Source organism: Nocardia sp. NPDC004151 (assembly GCF_042874235.1).
In the GTDB taxonomy this organism is placed as follows: Bacteria; Actinomycetota; Actinomycetes; order Mycobacteriales; family Mycobacteriaceae; genus Nocardia.
In genome coordinates this window covers 1-21,142 of sequence record NZ_JBIAMR010000023.1, presented here as the reverse complement: position 1 = coordinate 21,142, position 21,142 = coordinate 1, and the positions used below count along the sequence as shown (strand labels likewise).

21 protein-coding genes and 1 pseudogene are annotated in these 21,142 nt (G+C 67.0%); 16 read left to right on the top strand and 6 right to left on the bottom strand.

All coding sequences use genetic code 11. The features are described from left to right. Positions 1-417 precede the first annotated feature (417 nt). From ACFYTS_RS34090 to ACFYTS_RS34070, 5 genes are all read left to right on the top strand, one after another. Entirely contained in the window at positions 418-804 is a 387-nt protein-coding gene (locus ACFYTS_RS34090; protein WP_357289384.1) for a hypothetical protein, read from the top strand. 62 nt (positions 805-866) lie between these two features. Continuing rightward, positions 867-1,220 (top strand): PLDc N-terminal domain-containing protein, encoded by a 354-nt coding sequence (locus tag ACFYTS_RS34085; protein ID WP_387309417.1) that lies wholly within the window; start codon positions 867-869, stop codon positions 1,218-1,220. 104 nt (positions 1,221-1,324) lie between these two features. Beyond that, positions 1,325-1,870 (top strand): hypothetical protein, encoded by a 546-nt coding sequence (locus ACFYTS_RS34080; RefSeq protein WP_387309416.1) that lies wholly within the window; start codon positions 1,325-1,327, stop codon positions 1,868-1,870. Positions 1,871-2,166: 296 nt separating this feature from the next. Then, a complete protein-coding gene (locus ACFYTS_RS34075) occupies positions 2,167-2,436 on the top strand; it encodes a three-helix bundle dimerization domain-containing protein (RefSeq protein WP_357287234.1) in 270 nt (89 codons plus the stop codon). Between the two features lie 62 nt (positions 2,437-2,498). After that, positions 2,499-3,011 (top strand): hypothetical protein, encoded by a 513-nt coding sequence (locus tag ACFYTS_RS34070; protein WP_357287231.1) that lies wholly within the window; start codon positions 2,499-2,501, stop codon positions 3,009-3,011. Here the strand turns inward: ACFYTS_RS34070 and ACFYTS_RS34065 are convergent. Further along, the gene (locus ACFYTS_RS34065) at positions 2,992-4,296 is read right to left on the bottom strand and encodes a family 1 glycosylhydrolase (protein WP_387309415.1); all 1,305 of its coding nucleotides are present in this window, start codon (positions 4,294-4,296) and stop codon (positions 2,992-2,994) included. The genes ACFYTS_RS34070 and ACFYTS_RS34065 overlap by 20 nt on opposite strands. 114 nt (positions 4,297-4,410) lie before the next feature. Between ACFYTS_RS34065 and ACFYTS_RS34060 the strand changes: the two genes are divergently transcribed. From ACFYTS_RS34060 to ACFYTS_RS34045, 4 genes are all read left to right on the top strand, one after another. Continuing rightward, positions 4,411-4,776 carry a BlaI/MecI/CopY family transcriptional regulator gene (locus ACFYTS_RS34060; RefSeq protein WP_357287226.1) on the top strand — a complete coding sequence of 122 codons (366 nt, stop codon included), beginning with the start codon at positions 4,411-4,413 and terminating at the stop codon, positions 4,774-4,776. After that, positions 4,773-5,711 (top strand): M56 family metallopeptidase, encoded by a 939-nt coding sequence (locus tag ACFYTS_RS34055; RefSeq protein ID WP_387309414.1) that lies wholly within the window; start codon positions 4,773-4,775, stop codon positions 5,709-5,711. Before ACFYTS_RS34060 ends, ACFYTS_RS34055 begins: the two co-directional genes overlap by 4 nt. Before the next feature lie 43 nt (positions 5,712-5,754). Further along, a complete protein-coding gene (locus tag ACFYTS_RS34050; RefSeq protein WP_387309413.1) occupies positions 5,755-7,686 on the top strand; it encodes a peptidase in 1,932 nt (643 codons plus the stop codon). Positions 7,687-7,816: 130 nt separating this feature from the next. After that, positions 7,817-8,683: an alpha/beta fold hydrolase gene (locus tag ACFYTS_RS34045; protein WP_387309412.1), complete on the top strand. Its 867-nt coding sequence runs from the start codon at positions 7,817-7,819 to the stop codon at positions 8,681-8,683. A 393-nt stretch (positions 8,684-9,076) separates the two neighbouring features. Here the strand turns inward: ACFYTS_RS34045 and ACFYTS_RS34040 are convergent, their stop codons facing one another. Beyond that, a complete protein-coding gene (locus tag ACFYTS_RS34040) occupies positions 9,077-10,015 on the bottom strand; it encodes a LysR family transcriptional regulator (protein ID WP_387309411.1) in 939 nt (312 codons plus the stop codon). Further along, positions 9,982-10,329 (bottom strand): hypothetical protein, encoded by a 348-nt coding sequence (locus tag ACFYTS_RS34035; RefSeq protein WP_387309410.1) that lies wholly within the window; start codon positions 10,327-10,329, stop codon positions 9,982-9,984. The genes ACFYTS_RS34040 and ACFYTS_RS34035 overlap by 34 nt, the downstream gene beginning before the upstream one ends. Before the next feature lie 84 nt (positions 10,330-10,413). Here ACFYTS_RS34035 and ACFYTS_RS34030 point away from each other — a divergent pair, with 84 nt between their 5' ends. From ACFYTS_RS34030 to ACFYTS_RS34020, 3 genes are read left to right on the top strand one after another with little or no spacing between them, the layout of a single operon-like run. Then, complete coding sequence (locus ACFYTS_RS34030; protein WP_387309409.1) at positions 10,414-10,710, top strand: hypothetical protein; 297 nt, start codon at positions 10,414-10,416, stop codon at positions 10,708-10,710. Between the two features lie 8 nt (positions 10,711-10,718). Continuing rightward, positions 10,719-11,609: a LysR family transcriptional regulator gene (locus ACFYTS_RS34025; RefSeq protein ID WP_387309408.1), complete on the top strand. Its 891-nt coding sequence runs from the start codon at positions 10,719-10,721 to the stop codon at positions 11,607-11,609. A gap of 14 nt (positions 11,610-11,623) precedes the next feature. Further along, a complete protein-coding gene (locus ACFYTS_RS34020; protein WP_387309407.1) occupies positions 11,624-12,514 on the top strand; it encodes a LysR family transcriptional regulator in 891 nt (296 codons plus the stop codon). 27 nt (positions 12,515-12,541) lie between these two features. Here ACFYTS_RS34020 and ACFYTS_RS34015 read toward each other — a convergent pair whose 3' ends face one another. After that, positions 12,542-15,247, bottom strand: coding sequence for an AAA family ATPase (locus ACFYTS_RS34015; protein WP_387309406.1), 2,706 nt, complete (start codon positions 15,245-15,247; stop codon positions 12,542-12,544). Positions 15,248-15,306: 59 nt separating this feature from the next. Beyond that, positions 15,307-15,690, bottom strand: coding sequence for a hypothetical protein (locus tag ACFYTS_RS34010; protein ID WP_387309405.1), 384 nt, complete (start codon positions 15,688-15,690; stop codon positions 15,307-15,309). A gap of 96 nt (positions 15,691-15,786) precedes the next feature. Between ACFYTS_RS34010 and ACFYTS_RS34005 the strand changes: the two genes are divergently transcribed. From ACFYTS_RS34005 to ACFYTS_RS33995, 3 genes are read left to right on the top strand one after another with little or no spacing between them, the layout of a single operon-like run. After that, the gene (locus ACFYTS_RS34005) at positions 15,787-16,170 is read left to right on the top strand and encodes a VOC family protein (RefSeq protein ID WP_387309404.1); all 384 of its coding nucleotides are present in this window, start codon (positions 15,787-15,789) and stop codon (positions 16,168-16,170) included. 30 nt (positions 16,171-16,200) lie between these two features. Continuing rightward, positions 16,201-17,757: an MFS transporter gene (locus tag ACFYTS_RS34000; protein WP_387309403.1), complete on the top strand. Its 1,557-nt coding sequence runs from the start codon at positions 16,201-16,203 to the stop codon at positions 17,755-17,757. Positions 17,758-17,778: 21 nt separating this feature from the next. Then, the gene (locus tag ACFYTS_RS33995) at positions 17,779-19,944 is read left to right on the top strand and encodes an MMPL family transporter (RefSeq protein ID WP_387309402.1); all 2,166 of its coding nucleotides are present in this window, start codon (positions 17,779-17,781) and stop codon (positions 19,942-19,944) included. 142 nt (positions 19,945-20,086) lie between these two features. Here the strand turns inward: ACFYTS_RS33995 and ACFYTS_RS33990 are convergent, their stop codons facing one another. After that, positions 20,087-20,482 carry a hypothetical protein gene (locus ACFYTS_RS33990; RefSeq protein ID WP_387309401.1) on the bottom strand — a complete coding sequence of 132 codons (396 nt, stop codon included), beginning with the start codon at positions 20,480-20,482 and terminating at the stop codon, positions 20,087-20,089. Between the two features lie 301 nt (positions 20,483-20,783). Here ACFYTS_RS33990 and ACFYTS_RS33985 point away from each other — a divergent pair. Continuing rightward, positions 20,784-20,965: pseudogene (locus tag ACFYTS_RS33985) on the top strand (IS5/IS1182 family transposase); the annotation flags it as partial. Between the last annotated feature and the right edge of the window lie 177 nt (positions 20,966-21,142).

The window sequence follows — 21,142 nt, the reverse complement described above, 5'->3', positions numbered from 1 at the left end:
CGTGAATCCTCTTCGATCGGGCCTGATACACAGACACAATTCGCGTATCTGTGTATCTTGATGAGACCACACCGTGACGGCAGTCACAACCACCTGCCGCGGATCTCCGGAAGAAGGATCAGCCGATGAACCCGTACGTCGTCATCCAGAACCTGCTCAACCACCTCGATCTTGGGTCGGCGGGCAGCAGCGGACCGGCCGCCTTGCCGCTCAGCGGTTTTCGGCGGCAATAGGGCGGCCGGCCGATCCGGCGGCGATTATCGAATAAATCGGTCGTCCGAATAAATACCGGACGACCGCCGTTCGAAATACTCTCGCGTGCAGCCGAACCGAATTCGCTAGAGACTCTCGAACTCGATCACGGTAGATTTGATCAACACGCCTGAACATGTCATCTCTCCGACTGAGGAGGACCACATGATGGACAGTTCCGATTCAGGCTCCTACCCGTTCCGGGAACAGAAAACTCGCCGCCGCCGCGCCAGGCGGTTCATGGTGCTCTGCGCGGGCGCGGTCGCCGCCACGTACCTCTTCTACGCCTGGCTGTTCGGCAGCATCTTGTGGGTGTTCACCGGACCCGACTCCATTTGGGTCCCCGGCAGCTACGGCGGCCTCGGACAGCGGTTCGAGACGCAGAAACTCGCCGACGATTACGCCTACCAATGCGGAGAATCCTCGTCCCTGCCCTTCCCCGGCGTCTCCTATTGCCGTCAGGAGCCCGAGGAGGCTTCCTCGGTCATCGTCACCTGGTACAACGGCGACAAATACATCTTCGACAACCAGGACCCCTTGGGCAGCTTCTGAGTTCACCGGCTACGATCCCGGAGCCGCATGTTCTTGCGGGGGGATTCTCGAGGAGAAGATCAATGCCGTACGCGGCCGTCGGACTCATCACGCTGGCCCTGTGGGTCTACTGCCTGATCGACATCATCACCTGCCCGGAGACCGGGGTCCGGCATCTGCCCAAGGGCGGCTGGCTGTTGATCGTCCTCCTGGTCCCCACCCTCGGCGGTCTGCTGTGGCTGATCCTCGGCCGCCCGCTCCACGAGGCGCCGCGCCGGCCCACCACCCACTACTCCGAATACGACCGGCCGGGCCGCTACGTCCCCGCGGATCCCGCCGCCGACGAGGCCTTCCTACGTGGCCTGCGCGAGCGCGCCGAACAGCAGCGCGCCGAGGCCCGCCGCCAGGAAGCCGAACGCCGCCGCGCCCAGGATTGACCCCGGCACGACCGTTTCGGACGGCTCCCACGGGGTAACGCGCCTACGTGCGGAAGCTCGTGCGGCGCATCTGCCGGACGGCTCCCTGGAGCCGGAACCGGCTGATGCGACGGTCCGATCGATTCCAGGCGGCGTGGCGCATGCTCGCCGCGCTGCTGATCGCGGCGAGCCTGCCGGTCGCGATCACCGCCGGGATCAGGACCGCCGATAGCGCCGCCGCCCGCATCCACGCCGCCAACGCGACCAAGACCTCGGTCACGGCCACCGTCGTCTCCGATCCGATCCGGCTCCCCCGCGCGGCGGGCCAGAGTGTGGCGCCCGGTCCGCCGCAGGCCATGGTGCAGTGGAATGCCCACGGCCAGACCAATATCGCGCTCGTCGACGTGCCGGGGACCGCCGAGCGGGGCGACAAGGTCGTGCATTGGATCGACGTCACCGGGCAGGACACCACCCCGCCCCGGTCGGACTCCGACGCCGTGGCCCAGGGCATCAGCACGGGGGTCCTCTTCGTCCTCGCGTCCGCCTGTGGCGCGGCACTTCTCGCCTGGTGCGCCGACCGGTTCCTGGCACGGCGGCACAGCGCCGACTGGGCCGAGGAATGGCGGAAAATCTCACCCACCATCGGCCCCAACCACCCCGGGCGGTCCTAGGAACCAGCCGTTAACCAGCCCTTTTCTGACATTACGGAGAAAATTCCACATTCCACGCGAAGTGTGCGTGAAAGTCACTGTTGCAGATGTACTTACATTTGCTCCTTTCACTGTGCCTAGTCGCTGACAACCAGTGCCAAATAGTGATTTGCGGAGGAAATGCTCGTTTGGGTGCCGTAACAATCGAGGGGCACGGTCCGGAGCTGCAGGGCTCCGGGCCGTTGTCCACTTCGCCGGTCACCCGCAGGGCGGTACGGGTGCCGGCTCGAACACCGCGATGCAGGAGGGCTGGAGGCATGACGCATTCCGACGAAGAGCAGCAGATCGAAGAGCAGCAGATCAGTGAACTCGTCGCGCGGTTGGCCACTCGTTTTCCGGATTTGACGGTGCGGTTCATCGGTGAGGTCGTGCACGGGGTCCATCGCGATTTCGAGGGCCACCGTGTCCGCGAGTTCATTCCCCTGCTGGTGGAACGGATCTCCGAACGCCATCTGCACCGACGCATGGACTACGCAACGGCCGCACTGAATCTCGACGATCTGCTCCGTACCCCCACCAGGGCCTAGACTCCTTCGGGAGAGGGTGCCGGGCCGAGATCCGGCACGATTCCAGGCGACCGGGGGCAGTTGTGGCATTGGAATGGTTGGCGGTCGTCGGGACGCTGGGAGGGGCGGTCGTCGGGGCCGCCACCACGCTCGCGATCGATACGACGCGGGCACGCCGGGAGAAGTCCCAGCGGTTCGGTGACACCAAGCGTGAGATCTACGTGAAGTACCTGACCACACTCGTGCAGACCGATACCGCCATGCAGGCGTTGGGATTGCACGAGCCGACACCCTTGGACCGGGAGGCCGTGACCGCGGCCTTCCGGTCCTTCGCTTTGGTGGCGGTGGGGTACGAGCTGGATCTGGTGGCGGCCAGGGCGGTCCGGGAGGACGCCGCGGAGGCGTATCGGAAGCTGCGCGATATCCGCGAGGCTCTGATCGAGACCAGCATGACCGTCGGGCGACGGCCCGCTGGTTCACCGGAGTGGCACGCGGTCCACGAGCCCTTCCTCCGGGCCCTGGATCGGCTCCGCCAAACGATGCGGCACGAGTTGAACGCCCACGACGGGGACTGGGTCAGCGACCCGGCGCGGTGACGGGGTTGACGCAGCTGGAGGGCAGGTCCTGGAGGGAGCACAGGGCCGGGGCCCGGGTGGGCACATAGCCCGCGGGGACGCCGCCCGACAGGGCGATATCCCGGAACGCCGGAACCGCGGGCGTGGGGCGGCGGGACAGGCCGGGGTCGCTGGTCACGTCCACGGTGTACAGGCCGAAACGCGGTGCGTAACTGCCCCACTCGTAATTGTCGGTGATGCTCCAGTAGTTGTAGCCGATGACGTTCATGCCGTCGGCCTTCGCGCGTTGTACCCAGTAGACGGTGTCGCGCAGATTGTCGGCGCGGGTCATGCCGTCGGTGGTGGCCGATCCGCCGTAGGTGGGCATGCCGTTCTCGACGATGTAGAGGGGGCGGCCCGGGAATCGGTGGGCGTAGCGGCGCAGCGCGTAGTAGATGCCGTCGGGCTCCAGAATGAGGGGCGAGGGCTGATTGGTGATCTGCGCGAGCACATTCGGCGGGTTGCTCAGCGATCCACCGTAGTAGTAGTCGACCCCGACATAGTCGATCTTGTCCGCGATCCGGTCGATGAAGGAGGCGTCGGCCTGGTCCGCGCCGACCGAGGTGAAGGCGATATTGCTGGTGACCATCGCGCCGCCCTGCCGGGCGTGGATGTGGTCGTAGATCGCGCGGTGCGCCGCGACCATCCGATCGATCATGGGCACCACGTCGCCCGCGCCGATATCGCCGATCTCCTGCTCTTTGCCGACATAGGCGAGCGGCTCGTTGAAGGTGACCCACAGTGGGTCGGCGCTCGCGTAACGGTCCACCACCGCACGAGCATTGGTGAGCCAGTCCTCGACCATCCCCGGATTGCGCCAGCCTCCGCGATCGACCGCCCAGCCCGGGAACACCCAATGGTCGAGGGTGATCATCGGTCGCATTCCGGCGCCGCGAATCCGCGCAATCATGCTGTCGTAGAAGGAGAAATCCCATTCGCCCGGACTGGGCTGCACGCGCGCCCATTCCACGCTCACGCGATAGACGCCGACACCCAGGTCGGCCGCATTCCGAATATCCTCGCCGTATCGATGCAGGAAGTCGACGGAGTCCCCGTATCCCTCGGCGCGGCCGGATCCGGCATACCGGCTCCAATTGCTGTCCGGCGCAAAGCCTTCGCTCTGGAATCCGGAACTGGACACGCCCCAGAGGAAATTCCCGCCCACCGGTGGTAACCACGAATCGGCGGTGGCCTTTCCGGGCGTGACGACCACACCCCAGGCCGCCAGAACGATACAGACGAGCGAGAACAGCACACGTTGTCCCACCGCATCGAGAGTACCTGTCGGAGAGCGGTTTCCGTGGCCTTCCGATAGAGGATCGGTATCACCCCTCGGGAAACTATGGCGAATAGTAGATTGGCGGGCGAACCGAGGAGGGTGATGAAAGGACTGGGCGCACTCGAGAGCCGGGTGATGGCCGTGCTGTGGGACAGTTCCGAGGCGCTGTCGGTTCACGACGTGGTCGATCGGCTCAGCGACGACCAGCGAGTTCCGGCGTACACCACGGTATTGACGGTATTGACCCACCTGTGGGAAAAGCAGTGGCTGCTGCGCGAGAAGGTCGGGCGCTCCTACCGCTATCGCCCCAGCCGCACGCGCGCCGAGGCGACCACCGATCTGCTGCGCGAAATCCTCGACGCCAGCCCCGACGCGCCCGCGGTGCTCCTGCATCTGGCCCGCACCGCCAGCGCTCGCGAGGTCGAGGCGCTGCGGCGGGGCCTGTCCGGCGACGAGCACCGCCGGTGATCCTGATCGCGGCCCTGCTGGTGGCAGCCGTCGCGGTCGTGGTGGCCGCACCGGCGGCGCTGTCCCGCATCGATTTCAGCGCCGCCCCCGCTATCGGGATGGCGGCTTGGCTGGGCGCGTTCGCCGCCGCACTCGGGTACGTGGCACTGGCGTTGATCGCGCTGGCGTGGCCGGGCTATCCGCCGGGTGAGACCTTCGCGGGCAGTGCGCTGGCGTGCCTGGGTGCGTTCGAGCCGATCGTCGTCACCTGGACTGCGGGGCTGATCGCGCCGGTGACCGCGATCGGCTTCACCGCTCCGACCGGCCGGCTGGCGCGGATCGCCCTCGGGCATCGGGAACGCGGAGCGGCCCTGCGCCGCAAGCACAATGAGCTGGTCGAGGTGCTGGGCCGCGCCGATGCCGCCCGGGCGGACCTGGTGTGGCTCGAGCATCCGGTGCCGCTGGCCTACAGTGTCGCGGGCCGCGGCGGGTATGTCGTGGTCACCGACGGTCTCGCGCAGTGCCTGACCGAGGCGCAGTGGCGGGCGGTGCTCGCCCACGAGCACGCGCATCTACGCGGATTCCATCACCGGATCCTCGGCGTCTGCCAGGTTTTCGCCCGCGCGTTCCCGTGGATCCCATTGTTCGCCGCCGCACCGGCGGCCATGACCACCCTGATCGAACTCGCCGCCGATCGCGCGGCCGCGGCCGAGGCCGGCCCGCAGGCCCTCGCGGCCGCGTTGCGGACGGTCGCCGCCCGCACGACGACCGCGCTGGACCTGGTCGACACGTCGCTGGAGCTGCGACTGCGATGCCTGTCCGCCCCACCGGAATCCCGTGCGGCCGGGCGCCGCCGGGCGTTGCTCATGGTCATCGGCACGATCCTGCTGGCGCCCGCGGCGTCGATCGTCGCCATCGGCCTGAGCGCCGCGGTCGCCTACGTGATCATGATCTGAGATTCACCCGCGAAAAACTATGCTGCATAGTATTTTCGTCCGCGTGAAGTACCTACCAGCCCTCGCCACGGTTCTGCTGGCCGCGGGAACCCTCGGCACCGGCACCGGTTTCGCGACCGCTGACCCCACCAACGATCCATCGCAGACCCGCTACTCCCTGGTCAACGGCTGCTACCGCATCGACACCCCGAGCGGACCCGTGGCACGGGCCGCGGGACCGTTCCGGATGCGCGCGACCACGCTCGGCGAGTACCTGCTCTACGGACGGACCAAGGAGGTCGTCGACGCCTCGGCGGGCTCGATCCACGCCGCGAAGAATCCGTCGGTCACCGCGGTCTGGAAGGTGGACGGTTCCGGCGCAACCGGATTCACGCTCTCGAACGCCGCGACCAAGACCAGCACGCCGGCCACGTTCGTCCCCGACACCGGCTGCGCGGACTTCCCCGAAGCCCAGGACAACGCCACCGGCACGCCCGGCCCGAGCGTCGGCGCGGACGGTTCGATCATCGGCACCATCGACGCGCACGTGCACGTCTCGGCCTACGAGTTCCTGGGCGGCGACTTCCATTGCGGCCGCCCGTGGCATCCCTACGGGGTGACCTACGCGCTGCCCGACTGCGCGTCCGATCGCACCGGAACCAATGGCCTGGTCGCCGATTTCCTCGATTACGGCGGCCCCCGCGCCTCCGACACGGCCGGGTGGCCCACCTTCCGGGACTGGCCCAAACCCTCCAAACTCAGCACCGAGGGCACCTACTGGACCAGTATCCAGCGCAGCTGGAAGGCGGGCCTGCGGGTGATGACCGTGGACCTGGTCGACAACGAATCGCTGTGCACGATCATGACCGACCGCCGGAACCCGTGCGACGACATGACTTCCGTGCGCACCCAGGCCGCGGACATGCGCGCCCTCCAGGACTACATCGACGCCCAGGCGGGCGGCCCCGGTCAGGGCTTCTTCCGCATCGTCACCGATCCCGCGCAGGCGCGTCAGGTGGCGGCGTCGGGCAAGCTCGCGGTGATCCTCGGCATGGAACTGTCCGACCCGATGGGCTGCGGCGTCTTCCTCGGCCAACCCAAGTGCGGCACCGCCGATGTCGACCGCTGGCTGGGCGAACTGCGCGGGCTCGGCGTCAGCAGCTTCTTCCCGGTCCACAAGTTCGACAACGCCTTCGGCGGCACCAAGATGGACAGCAATACCACCGGCCTGCTGGTCAACGCCGGCAACTTCCTGCAGACCGGCACCTTCTGGAATGTGCAGCCCTGCACCGGCCCCGGCCACGACAGTCCGCAACCCTCGGTGCCGATCGCCGGTGATATCAATCAGCTGCTGGCCAAGCTCACCGGCCCGCTGCTCGGCGGCGCTCCCCTGCCCCTGTACCCGTCCGGAACGCATTGCAACGCACGCGGACTGACCGAGCTGGGCCGATACCTGATCAACAAGATGATCGACCAGGGTTTCCTGATCGAGATCGATCACCTGAGCGAGGCCACCGCCGACGAGGTCATGTCGATCATCGAGGCGCGGCACTATCCCGGCGTGCTGTCCTCGCACGGCTGGGATTCCGAGCGCACCACCCAACGCGTCTACGCCGTAGGCGGATTCGCCACCCCGTACGCGGGCGGGCCCGCGGGATTCGTCAAGGCCTGGAGGGAGGCCCGGGCGATGCGGCGTCCCACCGGTGATTTCGGATTCGGCTTCGGCTCGGACATGAACGGACTCGGCGGCCAGGGCGCGCCGCTGGGCGCGGGCGTGATCCAGTACCCGTTCACCTCCCACGACGGCGCGGTGACCTTCGACCGGGAACGCTGGGGCGAGCGGACTTTCGACATCGCTACCGACGGCACCGCGACCTACGGCACCTACGCGGACTGGCTCGAGGCGGTCCGGGTGCTCGGCGGACCGGAGATCATGACCGACGTCTTCCACGGCGCGGAGGTCTATCTGCGGCTGTGGTCGCAGGTCAGGGGGTAAATCGCCGGAGTGTGACGGCGATCACGCAGCGAATTCGGCGCGCGGCGGAACATACCCCGAGTCTCTAACCTTCTATCTATCGATACCCGGTTAGAAAGACTGATCGGTACGAAACCGGAAGGCCGAGAACATGACCGCCGTGCGCCACCACACCATCGAGATCCAGGGCCTGCCCGTCTTCTACCGCGAGGCGGGCGACTCCTCCAAGCCCACCCTCGTACTGCTGCACGGATTCCCCAGCAGCTCGGCCATGTTCCGCACCCTGATGCGCGACCTGGGCGACGACTTCCACCTGATCGCGCCCGACCACATCGGCTTCGGCCGCTCGGCCATGCCGCAGGCGCGCGAATTCGACTACAGCTTCGACAAACTCACCGAGATCACCGAGGGCCTGCTCGACGCGCTCGGCCTCGACCGATTCGCCCTCTACATCCACGACTACGGCGCGCCGATCGGCCTGCGCATCGCCTCCGCCCATCCCGAGCGCGTCACCGCGATCATCACCCAGAGCGGCAATGCCTACCTCGAGGGCTTCACCCCGTTCTGGGACATCCTCTTCGCGCACGCCAAGGACCGCGCCGCCAACGAGCCGGGCGTGCGGACACTGCTCGAAGCCGATGCGACACGGTGGCAGTACCTGCACGGTGTCCCGGCCGATCGGCAGGACCTGGTCAGCCCCGACAGCTGGACCATCGATCAGGCCTATCTGGATCGCCCGGGCAACAAGGAGATTCAGCTCCAGCTGTTCTGGGACTACCAGTTCAACCTCGACAGCTACCCGGCCTTCCAGAAGTACTTCGCCGAGCACCGTCCGCCGGTGCTGATCACCTGGGGCGAACACGACGAGATCTTCGGGGCCGACGGCGCCCGCGCCTATCTGCGCGACCTGCCCGACGCCGAACTGCACCTGCTCGACGCGGGCCACTTCGCCCTGGAAACCCACGGCCCCGAGATCGCCGCGCTGATCCGGGAATTCCTCACCCGCACGGTGTCCTGACCGCCACCAACGGCCCCGTCCTGGATCACAGTCCGCCGTGGTTCACGGCGGGCCGTGGTGACCACTGGTTATCGGCTCGCCGACACGACGAAGGCCCGCAGGATCTCCTGCGGGCCTTCGCGTTCGGTCAGGCGCTACTCGACCAGATGGAGCTGTCAACTACTCAGCGGGTATTCCGGTACGGATCAGAGCGCGGCCGGTCGTGAGTTCCGCAGGGAACTGAAGCAGTGAGCCGGGGGCGAATTGCCCGTCACGGTAAACGAATTGCCCGTTGACGATGATGGGGGTCACGGCCTCACCGAGATTGACGATGCGGCGAAGGCCGCGGTAGGCGGGTATTTCCTGCTCCCAGGACGTGCACGGAATCGTCCGATTTCGGGGGATCGATGATGCTCACAGCCGCATGGCGCCCAATTCGCGAATCGTGCTCGCCAGGGCCCGGATCCGTGCGTCCTCGGACTCCGAGCGCCAGACCAGGCCCCAGTGCAGGAGCGAACCATCGTCGATCGGGACGCGGGCGATGTCGGGGCGAACGGCGAAGCGTGTGACGTGCATGCCGATGGGGTGCACGACATCTCCGGTGCCGACGGCGGTGAGGATATCGTCCATATTGGCGATCGGGACGGCCCTGTCCACCCGTCGGCCGGATGGAGTGCGGTCGGGTTGGTATGCGTGCTCCCAGTATTCGGGAACAAAGCCGACAGCCACGGTCGTCGGATAGTCACCGATGGCCTCGCCGGAGACCCAATCCTCCTCGGCCAGTGGGTGATCGACCGACATCTGCAGGACCCGGCGTTCGCTGAACAGCACGGGACCAGCGGTCAGATCCGGTTCCTCGATGGGGAACCAGGCAACCAGGGCGTCGATTTCGCCGCGACGCAGTGGCCCGAACGGATCGATGAAATTGTTGTGCCGAATTTGCAAGCTCCACTGTGGATTCCGAGTCCTGAAGGCCGTCCAGAACGGGCGCAGCTCATAGGCGTTCAACGACACCATGCCGATCCGCAGCACCGACGTCTTGCCCTGAGCCGCGCTACGGGCACGGGCGATGCCCTGGTGCAGGCTGCTATAGGCGGGCCGCAGATCATCGCGCAACTGCTCGCCGACAGCGGTCAATTTCACTGTCCGGCTGGTGCGCTCGAACAGATCCGCCCCGACGTGGCGCTCCTGCTTTTTGATCGCCTGAGAAATGCGCGCCGGGGATACGTGCAGGCGTTCGGCGGCACGTCCGAAATGCAGTTCCTCAGCCAGAGTCAGGAAGATCTCGATATCCCGTAACTCCACCGTCGACTTCCTCTTCACCCGTACAGAACGCGGACGAGAGTAGCGCACAGCGCGCGCATGTGCGGAAACACGTACACACAGGTCAGCGCGGGGGTGAGGCCGAAGGAGCAGATCAGGGCGTTCACCTCGTTGCGGTAGAGCTTTTCGGGTTTGGCGGTCCGGGCGCCCAGGCTGCCGCGGATCTCCGGGGAGAGCAGGCCGTGGAGGTGGCCCCAGATGACGCCGAGGTCCACCCGTAGTTCGTCGGGGCTGCTCACCTTCCCCTGGTCACAGCCCTCGTCGGCTTCATGGTCACCCTCGCTGCTCTGGTTGCCGGGCAGTCGATTCCCGTGGGCCGTCCCACCGCGATGTAAGGAACTCACCCGATATCGCTCAGCCCGCCGGCTGACTACCGTCGAAACCCATTGCCCCGTCATGCCTGTTGTCGACCGAGAAGAGAGGGTCCGGTGGAGCTGTGTGATGCCGGGATATTCCTGATCCTCGCCGGCAGCGAACTTCATACCGAGCTGCCGATGACGGCACGCCCTCGGAGCCACAGCCGGCGGATATCGACATCCCCGGTGCCGGCGATCTTCGTCGGGCACAGCGTCGTGCCCGATGTCGAATTCAGGACGCGCCGGGCCCGAAAAGTACTGCGGGACGGGCGGGGCGAAGTGTTGCCGCGCACGTTGAATGTCATCAACGGCGAGTTTCCAGAAAAGAATGCGGACCGCGTGGAGCGGTTCCTCACCGAAGTGGAGTAAAGGATCACGTGGAGCTGCGGGATATCGAGATCTTCCTGATTCTCGCGGAAGAACTGCATTTCGGCCGGACCGCGGATCGGCTGCACGTCTCGGCTGCTCGGGTCAGTCAGGCGATCAAGAAGCAGGAGCGGGCCATTGGAACGGAGTTGTTCGAACGCACCAGTCGCAGTGTGCGGTTGACGCGGGTCGGGACCGAGCTCTATGACAACCTGCGCCCGGCTTTCCAGGGGCTGCATGAGAGCATCGCCATGGCGCGGCGGTCGGCTCAGGGCAGGACCAGCATGCTCCGGATCGGCACGATCAACGCCAATAACTATGAGCTGCGAGCGATCTGGGAGGAGTTCCGGAAACGTCATCCGCAGTGGGGATTACAGCTTCGGCATGCAGAATTCGTGCAACCGTTCGCGGGGTTGCGCAGCGGAGATGTCGACGGGCTGGTGACCTGGCTGCCCGTCGAGGAGCCCGATCTCACCGCCGGCCCCGTACTGTTCACCGAGGGACGCAACCTGGTGCTTCCGGTCGGACACGAACTGGCGCAGGGGAGTACGGCCTCCTTCGAAATGCTAGCCGACAACCCGGCCGCCACCGCGGGCGAACTCGTGCCCGAGTACTGGGAGAACGAGATCACCCCGTTCTACACCCCGGGCGGACACCGGCTCGACAAGGTCGTCACCGTGACCACCTCCGAGCAGATCATGGCCGAAATCGCCGAGGGGAACATGATTCACGCGCTGCCCATGCACGGCCGCCGCTTCATGAACCGACCCGATCTGGTCTACGTCCCCCTGACCGACCTGCCGATATTGCGCTGGGGTTTGGTCTGGCGTTCCGACGGCGAGGACGAACGCGTCCAGGCGCTGGCCCAGGTCATCCGCGACGTCGGTCCGATCGAGCTCTGAGGGCGGCCAGCACAATGGAATTCAGGGATATCGAGATCTTTCTGACACTCGCCGACGAACTGCATTTCGGCCGCACCGCCGAACGCCTGCACGTCTCACCGGCCCGGATCAGTCAGGCCATCAAGAAGCAGGAACGCACGGTCGGCGCGGACCTGTTCACCCGCACCAGCCGCAGTGTGCGATTGACACTCGTCGGCGAACAGCTGCGTGACGATCTGCGACCGGTCTTTCGCGGCCTGCACGAGAGCATAACGCGGGCGCGGCTCAGAGCGCAGGGCAAGACGAGCGTGCTGAGGGTCGGCATGATGGCAATGAACGCACATGACCTACGGCCGTTCTGGGAGGCATTCCGCTCTCGGAATCCGCAGTGGGGATTGCGCATTCAGTCCAATGGCTTCGTGGATCCGTTCGTACCGCTGCGCAATGGTGACATCGATGCCCTGGTGTGGTTCCTGCCGGTCGATGAGCCGGACCTCACCGTCGGACCGGTGGTGTACACCGAGCCGAAGATGCTCGCGGTCTCGACGAAAAATCGGCTGGCCGAGGAGAAAACGGTCTCGCTCGAGGTCTTCGGCGACTTCCCAGCCCTGACCGTGAACGGAACCCTGCCGGAGGCGTCCGAGCACGAATTCATCCCGTTCCACACCCCCAAGGGCCGCCCGGTCGACAAGGTGATCTCGGTGCAGACCGCTGATGACATCTTCACCGCTGTCAGCCAGGACGAGGCCATTCACGGCGTCGCCGCCTACGCGGCGCGGTACCACGCCCGTCCGGATGTCGTTTACATCCCTATCGTCGACGTCGCACCGCTCGCATGGGTCCTGGTGTGGCGCAGTGATTCCGACGACGAACGGCTGCGTGCCCTCGCCGACGTCATCACCGAACTCGGCCCGGCGACCTGGTAACACCGCCGGGTCGCCCACACCGGGGCGTCACGCCAGGCCGAGACGGGCCAGTTCCACACGACTGGTGACACCGAGTTTGGGAAAGGCGCGATAGAGGTGGTGCCCAACGGTTTTGGGGCTCAGAAACAGGCGGGCGGCGATCTCCTTATTGGTCGCGCCACCCGCCGCCAACCGGACCACCTGCAGTTCCTGCGGGGTCAGGGCGGCAGCCCGGTCGCTGTCGGCCGCGGGCGCCGCGCCCTCGCCGGTGGCGCGGAGTTCGGTGCGGGCGCGGTCGGCCCACACTGTCGCGCCCAGCCGGTCGAAGACCTCGACCGCGCGGCGCAGGTGCACGCGCGCATCGGCGCGCCGCCGCTCGCGCCGCAGCCATTCGCCGTAGAGCAGGGCGGTGCGCGCGTAGTCGTACCACAATGCCTCGGCCGCTTGCAGTTTCAATGCGCGCTCATAGGCGTCACTGTCGCCGTCCAGGGCGGCCCGGCCGCGCAGCAGGATGGCTTCGGCGAATGGCGTGCCCAGGTCCCGCGACCACTCTTCGATCTCGGCCATCGCGGCGGCGGCGCGTTCGGGGCGGCGCAGGCGCGCGGCGGCCTCGACCAGGTCCCGCAGCAGGTGGATCCAGTGACCGCGCGCCCGATCCGGGGTTTGGTGCAGCGCCTCGAGCCGGTCCAGCGCGGTCTCGTACCGCCCGAGCCCGAGATCCAGCAGTCCCAGCGCCCACTCGAAATGCGTCGCATCGACGAAGTTGAATTCACCAGGGGCGGAATGCAATCCGCGTTCGACGAGTTCACGGCAGTTGTGCTCATCGCCGCGAATGGCGGCGACCAGGGCGAGCAGGGCCTCCGCGTGGGCGATCTGGCTCTGCTGATCGATGTCCCGGGCAATGCGCGAAGCCTCTTTCAGCGCTGCCTCGGCCTCCCGCAGTCGCCCCAGCATGAGCTCGGCAGTGCCGAGAAACACCGTGGCGGCTGGGAACCAGCCGATCATGCCGCGGGCCCGAAGCTCTTCCACCAACCGGAAAGTGATCTCACGGGCGTCGGCCAAGTCGCCGATGAGCAGCGCCTGACCGGCCAGGGTCAGCAGCAGCGACGGCGTGTCCACGCCCATCGTGTGGCTGACCGCCACGTTCGCGCGGATCATCGCGATGCCGGTGTCGCGGTTACCCGTCTGCAGTGACAGGGGGCCGTCCAGGGTGCCGTACAGCCGTATCCGGACGTCCTCGGGAAGTGGCAACTCGCCCAGTTGTGCTCGCGCGCGCCGCACTCCGTGTAGGTCGCCCTTGGTGTACGACGCCCGCCCCGCCTCGATCAGCATTCGAGCCGCCCGCTCGGGTTCGAGTTCACCGACCCCGGCCGCGGCTTCCATCCACAGGTCGTAGGCTCGGCCCAGCGCGCCGTCATCGAACGCGATCAGCGCCCGGGTACCGTCGAGCCGGGCCCGGCAGACAGATGCCAGGGGCAGCTGTTCGGCGGTCTGGGCCAGCCGCAGCGCCCGCTCGGTCCGGCCACCTTCGGCCGCCCATTCGACGGCGAGGACCAACCGTGAACCGCGTCCCTCCAGGTCGGGTGTGAGCTGGGCCGCCCGCTCCATCGCCGCCGAGGCGGCAGAGTACCCGGCCCGATCGCGCGCGTGCACGGCCGCGGTTTCCAATGCGGCAGCGGTGGTTTCATCGGGTCCGGTGGCGATGGCGGCGAGATGCCAGGCGCGGCGGTCGGGTTCGGAGCGCAGGGCCTCGCCGAGTGCGGTGTGCACCGCGCGCCGTTGGGTGAAGCCGGCGCTGTAATACGTGGCCGCGCGCTGCAGCGGATGCCGGAAGCGGACGCCCGTGTGATCGATGACCACCATGCCGGAGGACTCCGCCTGCGCGAGCGCCTGTTCGGTGAGGTCCAGTTCGGTGAGCGTGCGCAGCACCAGGCCGAGATCGCCGGTCTCCTCCGCGGCGACCACGAGCAGGGTGGTCCGCACGGTGTCGGGCAGCTCGGCAATGCGGTGCTCGTATCCGGCTCGCAGCCGGTCCGGCAGCGGAATCGGGCCCACCCGCACGGCGTCGGGGGCCATGCGCGGAAGTTCGAGCAGCGCCAGGGGGTTTCCCAGGGCCTCGCCGAGCACGCGATCCAGCGCATCGGTTTCCAGCTCCGGCCAGTGGTCCCGCAGTAGCGACCGCGCGGCGGCGTCGGACAGTGGCGCGGGATGCAGGGTGCGGACTCCGGACACGGTGAATCCGGAACGCGCGGCAAAGATCATGGCGACGCCCTCGGCGCCGAGCCTGCGGGCCGCGAAGCACAGCGCGTCGGTCGTGGCCTGGTCCAGCCATTGCGCGTCGTCGATCAGGCATAGCACGGGCCCGGCCGCGGACAGCTCGGAGAGCAGGGACAGCAGGGCGAGACCGACCTGAAATCGATCCACCGGCGCGGTCGCCGGCGAGAGGCCGATCGCACCGTGCAGGGCCGCGGCCTGAGTTGCCGGCAAGTCGCCGATCGGCAGCCCGGCAATGCCGCCCGGCACCGACCCGAGCAGGAATTGCAGTCCCGCGAACAGCAGTTCCGATTCGGTCTCCACCCCGGCGCACCGCATGATCTGCCAGCCGGCGCCGACCGCGTCGGCGGCGTGGTCGAGCAGTGCGGTCTTGCCCTCCCCCGGCTCTCCGATCAGCGCGAGAGTGCCGCTCCGGCCATCTTCGGCACTGCGGAGCAGGGTATCGATCCAACGGAGTTCCGTCTGACGCCCGTACAACACGACAGCCAATCTATACGACCGTCCAGTTCTTTCTGTGTGACCGGCTCCACAGAGCCCGATCACATGGTTGCCAGCCATGAACTAGACCGACGACCCGACAGCACGCGGCCGCTGGCCCAAGCCCTCCGGAATGCGATCGAGGGCATACCGGAACCCGGCGTCACGAGCCACATGGATTTCGGTTTCCCCGGAGCCATGATCGATTCCGCGATCCGCGGATGGGCGGTGATGACCCGCTCGAGCACCGGGCACAGTTCGGCCAGCACTTCCTCTTCGGAAGTGCCGCGACGACGTCGCGGCGATACCCGCACCTCCCGCGAGGCGTTCGGAGACCGCTCGATACACCGGAGCGCACAGCGTGCGCATCTGTGCAGAGCAGGCGCGATGAACACCGAAATCCGTTCGTAAACCTCTGGGTTAACCGGCGTTGCGATCTTTCGCATTGTTCCTACCTCTGGAAACGCAAATGCTTGGAAAGCCGCCGGACTCACTCGCGGCAGTTGTTCCCACCCACAGTCCACACAGGAGGGCACGATGGCATGAGAATCCTCGGCACGGCGATAGTGCTGACCGTCAGAGACCCCGCCGCCTCCAGCAAGATCTTCTGCACCCATCTCGGCTTCCGCGAAACGGTGACGGGCGAGGACTTCCTCTGCCTCGAACGCGACGACACCGACCTGGAAATCGTACTGCTGCAGCGGGATCCGGAGTCGCCGCCACCACTGATCCCCGCACCCGCGGGAGTGACACTGTCACTCACGGTCGCTGACATCGCCGTCGAACATCAACGGCTGCTGGAAGAGGGCGCACCGCTCACCGAGCACCCGCATCGCGCGCCCGGCGGGCTGTGGCTGCTGACCATGCGGGACCCGAACGGGGTCGAAATCCAGCTCACCCAGTGGACCCCACCCTCCGGTGCCTAATTGAAACCCATTTTTGGAGAAGAGAATTCGATGCAAGTACACGATGTGGCCACTCCGGCACGCAATCCCACACGGTGGTGGATTCTGGTGGTGCTGTGCCTGACCACCCTCATCCTCGTCATCGACAATTTGGCGCTTTCGGTGGCCGTGCCCGCCCTCGCCGAAGACCTGCACGCCAGCGCTCAGCAGATCCAGTGGATCCTGGACTCCTACATGCTGGTATTCGCCGGTCTGCTGCTCACCTCCGGCAGCCTCTCGGATCGGTTCGGGCGCAAGCGAATCATGGTCATCGGCCTGACCCTGTTCGGCGCGGCCTCGGTGGTCGCGACCGTTGCCGCCAATCCGGGCGAACTCATCGCGGCCCGCGTGGTGATGGGCATCGGCGGCGCGCTGATCATGCCCGCCGCGCTGTCGATCATGCTCAACCTCTTCGACGACGAGGAGCGCCACAAGGCCATGTCCGCGGGCGGTGCCGTAGCCATGCTCGGACTCGTCGGCAGCCCGGTGATCGGCGGCCTGCTCATCGATCAGTTCTGGTGGGGCGCGGTCTTTCTCATCAATATCCCGATCGTGGCCATCGCGTTGGTCGCCACGCTGGTGATGGTGCCCGAATCCCGGGGGCCGTGGCTGCGGCCCGACCCGGTCGGCGCGATCCTGTCGGTGATCGGCATGGTCGCCCTGGTCTGGACGATCATCGAGCTACCCAAGGGTGGACTGCATCACGGCGGCACGGTGGCCGGGCTGATCATCACGGTCGCCAGCCTGATCGCGTTCCTAGTGTGGGAGTCGCGGATCGAACACCCGATGGTTCCGCTGCGGTTGTTCCGGGACCGCGACTTCGCCGGCGGCAGCGTCGCCCTCACCCTGGTGCAGATCGGCAATGGCGGCCTGCTGCTGGTGCTCAGCCAGTACCTGCAGTTCGGGCTCGGCTACTCGCCGCTGAAGGCCGGAGTCGCGTTCCTGCCCATGGCCATCTCGGCCCTGGTGGGCAATGGCGCGGGCGCCGGCCTGTGCCCCAAGCTCGGCTGCCGCACGCTGGCGGTCGTCGGCATGCTCGTCATGGCGGTCGGCGCGCTGATGCTGTCCAGTCTGACGGCGGACAGCGGCATCGGAATGATCTCCGTCGGACTGGTGGCACTCGGCCTCGGCGGTGGGCTGGCCACTCCCGCGGCCGTCACCGCCATTCTGGGCTCGGTGCCGCCGGAGCAGGCCGGTGTCGGCTCGGCGCTCAACGACACCATTCAGCAGGCAGGCGTGGCGCTCGGCGTCGCGGCGCTGGGCAGCGTGCTCACCACCGTCTACGCGCACAAGATGCCGGATTCGACGTCGGCCACGGCTCACAAGTCGATCGGTGACGCGCTCGCCGAGGCGGCACGGACCGGCGACAACGGCCTGGTGCGCACCGCTCGCGAGGCCTTCGCCGGAGGTATGTCGGTCAGCTTCGGGGTGAGCGCGCTGGGCGTGCTGGCGGCGGCGATCCTCGCGCTCATAGCGCTGCGCGGCCGCGGTCCGGCGCCCGAGCCCGCAGCGGACACGGCCGATGCCCCGGCCGAGCAGATCCCCGTCCCCGCAGGCAACACGTACTGATTACGAAAGGGAACTCTCTCGATGTTCGCTCTACTCGGGCGCATTGCGGTCAACCACCCGTGGAAGGTGATAGCCCTGTGGCTATTCGCCGCCGTCGCGGTGGTGGGACTCGCACCGAAACTCACCCCGACCACTGATCAATCCGCCTTCCTGCCTTCGCATTACGAATCCGTTCAGGCAATGAACCTGCAGCAGCAGGCCTTCCCCAACGATTCGACACCGGCCGCGCTGATCGTGGTGGAGCGCAGCGACGGCGCCCCGCTCACCGCGACCGACACGGCCGCGACCGTCGCCGTCGCGGGTGACCTGACCGGCCTCGGCGTCAATGGCGTCACCGGAATTCAGGTCACTCCCCCGTCGGAGAACCGCCTGATCCAGGTCATCTCGGTGCAGATGACCAAGGTGACCGACCCCAATGACAAGACCCAGTCCGACGCGGTGAAGAAGCTGCGGGACGAACTGGAGAAGCGGGTCGAGGGCACCGAACTGAAGGCCGGTGTCACCGGCATCGCGGCCCAGACCCTGGATCAGACCGAATCGGCCGACAAGGGCATGGCCATCATCGGTGTGGCCACGGTCCTGCTGATTCTGGTGCTGCTGCTGATCATCTTCCGCAGCCCGGTGATCGCGCTGCTGCCCATCATCACCATCGGCGCCGTCTCCGGCACCGTCGGCGGCCTGATCGCCATGGTCGCCAAAGCGTTCGACCTGAAGGTGGACAGCTCGGTCAACTCGCTGCTGACCGTCGTATTGTTCGGCGTCGGAACCGATTACATCCTGTTCCTGATGTTCCGCTACCGGGAGCGTCTGCGCGCCGGTGAGGATCCCAAGACGGCCATGATCAGCGCGGTCACCCGGGTCGGCGAGGCCATCACCTCCGCCGCCGGCGCGGTGATCATCGCGTTCATGGCGCTGACCCTGTCCACCCTCGGCATGTTCCGCGCCCTGGGCCCGGCGCTGGCCATCGCCGTCGCGGTCGCCATGCTGGCGGGGCTGACCCTGGTCCCCGCCATTGTTTCCAAGCTGGGCACCAAGGTGTTCTGGCCGTCCAAGTCCTGGCAGCGCGAACCCAAGGGCGTGCTGTTCGCCGCGCTGGGCCGCGGGCTCGGCCGTCGGCCCGGCCTCGTCGCCCTCGCCTCGGGCGCCGTCCTGGTGGCGCTGAGCGTCGCTGCTCTCGGATTCAATCCGACCTTCGACCTGAGCTCCGGCTCAACCTCCGATACGGCCGAATCCTCGTTCTACAGCAAGGAATTGCTCAAAGGCATGCCCGCCGGTGCGACCCAGCCGTCGCTGGTCTACCTGCGCTCGGACGCCCGGCTGAGCGAGGCGCAACTGGGCGCTTACCGCACCGCGCTGGCCGCTACCCCCGGTGTGGGCCAGGTCGGGGAACCACGCCTGACCACCGGCGGCGAAGTGGCCGAATTCCAGGTGACGCTCACCGATCAGCCCGAATCCGACGCGGCCCTCGCCACGGTCCGGGGTCCGCTCCGCGCCACCGCGCACAGCGCCGCCCCGCCCGGTACCGTCGCGTATGTCGGCGGTTTGACTTCGGTCTTCGTCGATTTCAAGGCCGCCATGGAGCACGACTACAAGGTGGTCTTCCCGGTAGCCGCCATCCTCATCGCAGTGGTGCTCGCGCTGCTGCTGCGCAGCTTGGTCGCACCCTGGTATCTGATGGCGTCGGTCGGCCTCGGCTTCGCCGCCACCCTCGGCGCAGCGGTGCTCGTATTCCAGCGGGCCCAGGGCAATTCGGGCCTGATCTTCTCGCTACCGGTGATCATGTACATGTTCGTCGTGGCCCTGGGCACGGACTACAACATCCTCATGGTCGCCCGCCTGCGCGAGGAATCCCAGCAGGGCCACGACCCCCGCACCGCGGCAGCGCTCAGCGTCCGCCACACCGGCCCCACCATTGCCGCCGCCGGTGTCATCCTCGCGGGCACCTTCGCCTCGATGATGCTCGCGGGCAGCACCGTCCTGTCCCAGATGGGATTCGCCATCTCGGTGGGCATCGCCATCGCGGCGTTCGTCATGGCCATGTTCTTCACTCCAGCCCTGACCGCCCTGTTGGGCCGCCGCGCCTGGTGGCCGGGCCGCACCGGCCGCCCGGACGGTGACGAGCCCGACGATGCCGAGTGGTACGACCAATCCACTCGGCAGACACCAGAACACGCCTACACCGGCTAGTAATCGGCGACCCGGTCCCGGCTCTCGGCCAGGACCGGGCGCTCGGTGATCCGGCCGACCGCCGGGTAGAGCGTCCGCTCGTGGAGGTTGACGCGTGCTTTCCAGCGACCGTGCCGGCGGAGGGGTCGAACCGACTTTGGCCCTACCCGGGGGGTGGCGCAACCGCTCGGAATCCGGCGCTGGTGTCGAAATATGTTGTAATGCAGCTGGATTTCACGGCCGATAGACCTGCCTGGGTACCTCTCGGGCAGGTCAGTCGGCCGGCGATGCAGCGCAGGGTCTTGCCGAGGGCAGTGGCCACCTCTTCGGTAGCGGCGCCGATCAGGCTCTGCGCGCCGAACAGGATCACCATGATCGCGAAATACCATCGGGTGGATCGTTGCCCGGGAGTAAGCGCCACCTCGCCGGGAATCCGGTCCCAGCCATGCACCGTGCCCGAGTATCGACCTCTACTGCATGAGACCCGCGCCAGGAAAATCTTCTGGCCGTGTTTGACATCGTCGGCGGTGAACAGCGTCTGCCCGGTCGGCGACCGCACTGGTCAACGGCCAGAGCGCAGCCCAGTGGCATCCAGTGGCAGTCGCCGAGGCAGAACGCGCCTTCGATCTACTTGCCGGGGGCATCGGAGATTGGTTCCCAGTTGCTTGACACAGCTCCGCCTACGCCGCAACCGTGCGACTGACCCGGGTCTCCTGGCGATGCCCAGGACAACTGGGCCTTCAACGTCGCGCAACACGACTACGGGCGACACAGCAAGTTTCCGGGGAACAGCATGAGAGAGGCCTGTATCCGCTGCCCGATGCTGCACGTCGACCCGAAGATGGTTATCCGCCTCGACGAAATCGCAGAAGGTCGCCGACCGTGCTCATGCGAAGCTGCGTGGCCGCGGCGAACGAGCGAACGCCCAGCTCAAAACCTGGCGAGTACTGCGGAAACTCCGGTGCTGCCCCGATAAGCCGGACGACTCGTCAAGGCGATCCACCTGCTACAGAACCGCGAACTTCAAGCCGCCCGACATTGAGGCAGGCAGGCAGCCTGCCACGACGTGCCGGAGGTGATCGCGGTGTCTTTTGCCGCAAGCGCACCGCGTTGGCGGTCGGCGGCTAGTGCCGTGTCCGGGAAGGTTGATGCTGGAACCGTTGTCCGGGGTGGCGGGTTGATCCTCGGCCGGTGAGCGGTGATGCTGCCGGTGGAGGTG